At 70.4% G+C, this 1,134-nt stretch carries 2 protein-coding genes; both read right to left on the minus strand.

Annotated features, from left to right (window positions below; genetic code table 11):
* Positions 1-432: hypothetical protein (locus MKK54_RS06165; protein ID WP_244009918.1), on the minus strand; the 432-nt coding region annotated here is incomplete at its 3' end.
* An 83-nt stretch (positions 433-515) separates the two neighbouring features.
* Positions 516-1,134: lysozyme (locus MKK54_RS06170; RefSeq protein WP_244009919.1), on the minus strand; the 619-nt coding region annotated here is incomplete at its 5' end.

Below are 1,134 nucleotides of genomic sequence, written 5' to 3' on the forward strand. Positions count from 1 at the left end.
CGCGCGGAAGATGCGCGCGCCGATCTCGGGCAGGCCGCCGGCCTTGTCGATGATCCTCTGCGGGGTGCTGTCGATCACGCGCTGGAGCGCCTTGGCGACGACGGCCGAGCCGACCGGCACCGAGAGCTTGGCGCCCTTCGTGGCACCCTCGACCGCGTTCAGGCCGTAATCGACGGCGGTCTGCACGGTGGTCTCGATGCGCTTCTGCGACAGGAACAGGGCGGCCCAGGGCGCGACCTTGCTGATGCCCACCGTGATGGCGCCGGCGATGAGGGTGACGGCGCTGGGCACGACGGCCGCGAAGAACGTCGAGAGCCAGTCACCGACCGGCAGAACGAGGGCCGTGGGGGCGGCGACCACCTCGGCGGCCAAGGCAGGGCTGGAGAAGGCACAGGCGAGCGCCAGCGCCGCGAGCGGGAGCATGCGGGTCATGGTGGGGTCTCGATGTCAGGGGTTGCGCGGCGGGCCCGGCCGGCTCGGGATTCTTTGCTAACAGCGCAAGGAAGGGCGCAGGGTCAGCCGTAGAACGGCTTCATCAGCCAAGTGGTCAGCCAGTTGCCGAGCGACCAGCGGACGGGCGCGGGCGTCACGGGCACGATGACGGGCGTGGGCACCTCGGGGTGCATCACCGCGATCACCGGCGCCGCCACGGCGATGGGCTTCTGCGACGTCGTCGCACGCGGCAGCGCCGAGGTGTAGGCGGTGACGAACTGCGCGGCCTCGGCCTCGCGCCGGGTGATGATCGCCGCCGGCTTGTTCCACATCAGGATGGCGTCGCGGGCGCCGGCCGTGTCGCCCGCGTTGATGCGCTTGAGGAAGGTGGAGGTCGCGAAGGCGCCCGGCCCGATATTGTAGCAGATGGACACCAGAGCATCGAAGGCGTTCTGGCTGACGGGCACCTTCAGCCCCTTGCGCACGGCGGCCACGTAGGTCCGCACGTCGCGCGCGAAGATCGCGTCGCACTCGGCCGAGGTGATCGTCAGGCCGGCGGTCACCAGGGGCGGCCCGGCCGCCGAGGTGTGGCCGATGCCGATCGTGAGCACGCCGACGCTGTCTTTGTAGGCCTTCAGCCTTCGCCCCTCACGGGCGATGAGCACGGCTTCGCCGATGGGCGAGAGGTCCATAAGTAGTCTC

It is taken from the genome of Methylobacterium sp. J-068 (assembly GCF_022829445.1).
Taxonomy (GTDB): Bacteria; Pseudomonadota; Alphaproteobacteria; order Rhizobiales; family Beijerinckiaceae; genus Methylobacterium.